This is a genomic window from Bacillus sp. 05T22 (genome assembly GCF_056396765.1).
In genome coordinates, this window is record NZ_JBFTMC010000175.1 from 1 (window position 1) to 5,662 (window position 5,662).

Here is a 5,662-nt window from a genome sequence, read left to right on the forward strand (position 1 = left end):
TGATTAATCAAAATCAACTGAAGAAGGCTTTAGAGGATTGGCCCATAGAAGTAGGGACTGAATTCGATGGATTTTCTGTGGTGACTGATCCAAACGGGAGATTACTCGCAAGTGCTGGAGAGAATGTGCCCCAGTTTATTGATTTTAAAGCAGAATTCCCTGCGAAAGTTTATCAAAATATATATACAGCTCTGTCACTGAAACCATCCGAAGCACGTAAATTAAAAACATATAGCTATCATAAAGGTGGGGTTTTATATATTGTTGCTCCGTTATCTAATGAGAAAGATGTTCTTGGGGTATTAGTAGTCAAAGCAGAAAACATACATTTTTCTTTGGTCGATTTTTGGAGGGCTACTTTTCAGTTTTTTGGATTTAGTATTTTAGCTTTCTTTATTGGTGCAGCAATTGTTGGTATTACCTTTGGAATTATCACCTCTCGAAGTCTCGTTCGTCGTATTCAAAAGATATTAAACTCTACAGATCAATGGAGTCAAGGAGATTTCACAACATTTATACATGATCCTTCAAAGGATGAATTGGGGCAGTTGGCACGTAAGTTGAATCAAATGGCGAAACAATTACATACCTTACTTAGAGTGCGGCAAGATTTAGCGACACTTGAGGAACGCAATCGATTAGCTCGTGAGCTACATGATAGTATTAAGCAGCAACTGTTTGCTACATCTATCTGGTTAAATACTAGCAAATCTTTTATCGGAAAAGATGATGATACCGCTAAAGGCCATTTGTTAAAGGCAGAAAACTTGTTACATCAAACGCAGAGGGAGCTAAGTGTATTGATTCGGGAATTACGTCCTGTCCCATTGGAGGGGAAGAATTTGGCACATGCATTAAAAGATTATGTGGGGATGTGGCAAGAACAAACGGGTATTATAGTTAATTTGGAGACAAGTGGACAGCAACATGTGCATCTGTTCTTATCACTCTTGCGGGATTAAAAATAAGTCCGATTATCATTTTGAAAATATTGGACGGTTCAATCAATACTGGAAATTGGGGAGAATTAGGACCTTCACTATTTTGGCTTCCATGGGGAGTAGCATTAGGGCTAGCAACCATTGCTTATTATCAAAGAAGGCGGGGACAGTGTAAATATTGTAGAAGATTTTAGTATTATAACTTTCTAATAGAAGGAGTTGTTCTTTCATGTTGTTAAATACTGAGAAAAAAAGCGAAAACAATTCGGAATCAACAAGAAACAGATTTGAGTAAGATAAGTTCAATAAATGGTGATTTAAAAGAAAATATGCTTAAGCATCAAAAAGAGGCAAAAACGAATGCAACATATTGGTTAGATGAAATGAAACCTCAAATTATGAAAACAGATCAAAATATAGTGGAATTTAATGGGACGTTTCAATCTTATTACAGCAGTCTAATAGCAGCTGTTGACCAGAAAAACAGAGAGAAATTGAAATCCGATTTAGAAAAATTATACAATATCATTTTGACTAATCAGAGTGAAGTGGATAAGCTATTAGAAAATCTAAAAACGTTTCGAAATAGAATGGCGGAAGATACAAAAAGCTTTAAAGGTGATGCAAATCAATTAACAGCAATTTTAGCAAGTACGAATGCTGGAATTCCACTTTTGCAGCAGCAAATCAATACTTATAATGATTCAATTAAAAAAAGTAATGATATGGTGATTGCTGGGTCAGTGCTTTGCGCGGCGTTAATTACGTGTCTTGCAGGTGGACCAATGATTGCTGTTGCCAAGAAAGATATTGCAAATGCAGAGAGAGAAATCGAAAATTTAAAGGCGAGAATTTCTGGGGCGCAGGCAGAGGTAGCTATTTTGACTGATGTGAAAAATAAAACAATAAACATGACGGAAACAATTGATGCAGCCATTACTTCTCTTCAAAATATTTCGAATCAGTGGTATACAATTGGTGCTAAGTATAATAACTTGTTACAAAATGTAAAAAGTATCAGTCCTGAGGARTTTACCTTTATWAAAGAAGATYTRAATACAGCKARAGATAGCTGGMAGGATGTMRARRATTATACAGAAAAATTACATGAGGATGCAGTGAAATAAAGTAAGACTCTAATCAGTGGGGTGGCCTCCACTGATTTTTTGTTTTGGTTGAAGTTTGAAACGAGGATAAATAGAGGTTTAAGGAACCTCATATGCTTTAATTCAAGGGACGGAAAAAAGAAATTTATTAATAGAGATTTTTTCCAAAATAAATAAAGTGAAGGATTTTACGGGCAGTAAGACTCCCATCTAACTTCATTACTTTTGCCGAATTTTAAGGTGGGAGTCTTACTGCGCACAAATAGCGGGATAAATTTGAATGCAGTTACTCTGAAAATGTTGGCTATCAATTTAGATGGTCGAATTTTCTGGAATAAAGCGGTATAATGCTTGTAAGTATGATGTATTTGAGTATAGAAAATGTAAGGAAGGATATATTTAGTATGGATAAAGAAAAACAACAACTAAGCGTTGAAGTTGCAAGATTATACTACCAATCTGATTATAGCCAACAAGAAATTGCTAATAAATTGAATATCTCCAGACCAACCATTTCAAGACTGTTAAAATATGCGAAAGAAAAAGGGTTTGTTCAAATTCATATAGCGGATCCATTTGCTGATTTAGATAATGTAGGTAACCTACTTAAAGAAAAATATAATTTATTAGAAGCGCACGTCGTATTTTCCCCTGTACCAGAGTACACGGCGATTACGGAGTATATTAGTAAGTATGCTGCTGAATATATGGAGAAGACTGTTACAAATGGTGATATCGTTGGTGTGAGCTGGGGAACCACTATGTATGAAATCGCGAGAAAAATTGTGCCTCAACATGTAAAAGGGGTAGAGGTTGTTCAATTAAAAGGGGGTATTAGTCACTCAAGTGTTAATACGTATGCGAATGAAACAATTGCTTTATTTGCAGATGCCTTTCAAACGACACCTCGAAATTTGCCACTCCCAGTTATATTTGATAATGCAGTGACAAAGGAATTAGTAGAACAGGATAGACATATTCATCACATTATTGAAATGGGAAAACAAGCGAACATTGCAATTTTTACTGTGGGAACTGTACGAGATGAAGCGTTATTATTCCGATTAGGTTATTTGGATAAGAACGAAATGGACATATTGAAAAATCAAGCTGTTGGTGACATTTGTTCACGCTTCTTTGATGGAGACGGTAATATTTGTAGTGAGGAAATTAATAAGCGTACAATTGGAATTGATTTAGAAGAATTAAGGTTAAAGAAACGTTCTGTTCTGGTTGCTGGAGGTTCTCGAAAAGTGAAGGCAATTGATGGTGCGTTAAGCGGTGGGTATGCAAATGTGTTGATTATAGATCAGCATACCGCGAAAGAACTTTTAAATTATAAAAAAGGTTAAAAAAGAAGGTTTCTCAAAAGTATAAATTTGAGAAACCTTCTTTTCGTATGTGGCTGTGCAACATGTGCGTTTTTCAATGAAAATTTCATGATGAAATAATGGTTTGGATAAGAAATTTGTGAAATAGATTTTTTTATCCCGCATTAACGGGCAGTAAAACTCCCACCTTAAAATTGGGCAAAAGCAAAGAAGTTAGGTGGGAGATAAGCTGCCCGTAAAAGCCCGATTGGTGAGGGCTAATAATCAGTGGGATGAAGAAAACCCCCACTAATTAAAGTTTCACTTTATGAATGAATAAATTTTGTGTTTTATGAGGGAGCTGTTAATATGGCAGCTCCCTTTTTGTGTAAATTTTAAAGACTTATTTCAATATCTCAAAAAATGTTGAACAAAATTTCAAAAGTGTGTTTACATTTGTTCAAAGTGGAGTTAGAATGAAGTTGTTAAAAGATATGAGGAGTGAAGAAAATGAACATTGCAAAATTAATTGATCATACAGTTTTAAAACCGAATACAACAAAAGAAGATGTTATGAAAGTTTTAGAAGAAGCAAAGAAATATAATTTCGCTTCTGTTTGTATTAATCCTACATGGGTAAAATTAGCCGCTGAAGAATTAGCAGGCCATGATGTGGATGTTTGTACAGTTATTGGATTCCCTTTAGGTGCAAATACAACTGAAACAAAAGTATTTGAAACGAAAGATGTAATTGCAAAAGGTGCAACTGAAGTAGACATGGTAATCAATGTTGGTGCTTTAAAAGATGGCGATAATGAATTTGTTGAAAACGATATTCGTGAAGTTGTAGAAGCTGCAAAAGGAAAAGCACTTGTAAAAGTTATTATTGAAACTTGCTTATTAACAGATGAAGAAAAAGTTCGTGCTTGTGAATTATCTGTAAAAGCTGGAGCTGATTTTGTAAAAACTTCAACTGGATTCTCAACTGGTGGAGCAACTGCTGAAGATATCGCATTAATGCGTAAAACAGTTGGAGAAAACGTTGGTGTGAAAGCATCTGGTGGTGTTCGTACACGTGAAGATGCAGAAAAAATGATTGAAGCTGGAGCTTCTAGAATCGGTGCAAGTGCAAGTGTTGCAATCGCATTAGATGACAAAAATGGTGTTTCAGATAATTACTAATCAATAAAAGCTAGAAGCAATAGGTACACGGGTGTTAAAAAGGCATGGTGTATCTATTGCTTTAATAATTGAAAAATATGTAAGCGGATACGGAAAAGGAAGGGAAGTTTTATGAAATACTTAGTAGGTATCATAGGTCTCGTAATTATTTTAGGTATCGCATGGCTTGCTAGTAATAATAGAAGAAAAGTGAAATATCGTCCTATTATAACGATGATTGTACTTCAGTTTATTTTAGGTTTCTTACTATTAAATACAAGCATCGGGAATGTACTAATTGCTGGAATTGCAGATGGTTTTGGACAATTGTTAAAGTATGCTGGCGATGGTGTTAATTTCGTATTTGGTGGTTTGGTAAACCAAAAAGAATTTTCATTCTTTTTAGGGGTATTAATGCCAATTGTTTTTATATCAGCTTTAATTGGTATCCTGCAACATATTAAGGTATTGCCATTTATTGTGAAATACATTGGTTTAGCTTTAAGTAAAATAAATGGGATGGGGAAACTTGAATCGTATAACGCTGTGGCTTCAGCGATTTTAGGACAATCAGAGGTGTTTATTTCTGTTAAGAAGCAGCTAGGTCTACTATCAGAAAGAAGATTATACACATTATGTGCGTCTGCAATGTCTACGGTTTCTATGTCTATAGTTGGATCATATATGGTGTTATTAAAACCGCAATACGTTGTAACCGCTTTAGTGCTTAACTTGTTTGGTGGTTTTATTATCGCTTCGATTATTAATCCTTATGAGGTTACTGAAGAAGAAGATATGTTAGAAGTACAAGAGGAAGAGAAAAAGAGCTTTTTTGAAGTGTTAGGGGAATATATAATAGATGGTTTTAAAGTTGCTATTACAGTAGCGGCTATGTTAATTGGGTTTGTTGCATTAATTGCTTTCATTAATGCAATTTTTAAAGGAGTAATTGGTATCTCATTCCAAGAAATCCTTGGCTATGTATTTGCGCCATTTGCTTTTATTATAGGTGTCCCTTGGCATGAAGCTGTTAACGCAGGTAACATCATGGCAACGAAACTTGTATCAAATGAATTTGTAGCTATGACAAATTTAGCACAAGGGAATTTTAATTTTTCAGGCAGAACAACAGCAATCATATCAG

General features: G+C 34.8%; 4 protein-coding genes and 1 pseudogene. All 5 read left to right on the forward strand.

The annotated features are described in order from the left end of the window. On the forward strand, positions 1–962 hold a 962-nt coding region (locus tag AC1DIT_RS26870; protein WP_476998543.1), incomplete at its 5' end, for a sensor histidine kinase. Positions 963–1,195: 233 nt separating this feature from the next. After that, positions 1,196–2,068, forward strand: a pseudogene (gene nheC / locus AC1DIT_RS26875) (non-hemolytic enterotoxin subunit C); the annotation flags it as partial. 383 nt (positions 2,069–2,451) lie between these two features. Beyond that, complete coding sequence (locus AC1DIT_RS26880; RefSeq protein WP_016114436.1) at positions 2,452–3,399, forward strand: sugar-binding transcriptional regulator; 948 nt, start codon at positions 2,452–2,454, stop codon at positions 3,397–3,399. A gap of 468 nt (positions 3,400–3,867) precedes the next feature. Further along, entirely contained in the window at positions 3,868–4,539 is a 672-nt protein-coding gene (gene deoC / locus AC1DIT_RS26885) for a deoxyribose-phosphate aldolase (protein WP_016114437.1), read from the forward strand. Positions 4,540–4,650: 111 nt separating this feature from the next. Continuing rightward, a partial coding sequence (locus tag AC1DIT_RS26890; protein ID WP_476998544.1) for a NupC/NupG family nucleoside CNT transporter occupies positions 4,651–5,662 on the forward strand: 1,012 nt, incomplete at its 3' end.